This is a genomic window from Vibrio sp. 03_296 (genome assembly GCF_002265885.1).
Genome location: NZ_NPKW01001078.1, coordinates 1 through 297, shown reverse-complemented (window position 1 = coordinate 297; position 297 = coordinate 1). Strand labels below are relative to the sequence as shown.

Genomic DNA, 297 nt, shown 5'->3' with positions numbered 1-297 from the left:
TGTCACGATCAATCAGATCGTTGCTAGCATGAACCTGCGCGCTGCTGCCCAACCTGAATAAGAGTTCAGCATAGAGACCACTACGGGCATGTCCGCACCGCCGATCGACGCCACCAAGTGATAACCAAATGCGAAAGCAATCAGTGTCATCACGATTAAGGCAAACATACTGCCGTCGGCGTTAACAAAGTGAATCATAAGCAGAGTTGAAATAACGATAGCTGCGAGATTCATCTTGTGTTTATGAGGCAAGTTAAGTGGCGATGAGGAAATGATACCGCGTAACTTTCCGAACGC

The 297-nt window shown here is 47.8% G+C and carries 1 pseudogene; it reads right to left on the bottom strand.

What is annotated here, in order from left to right:
* Positions 1–39: 39 nt before the first annotated feature.
* Positions 40–297: pseudogene (locus CIK04_RS29930) on the bottom strand (NAD(P)(+) transhydrogenase (Re/Si-specific) subunit beta); the annotation flags it as partial.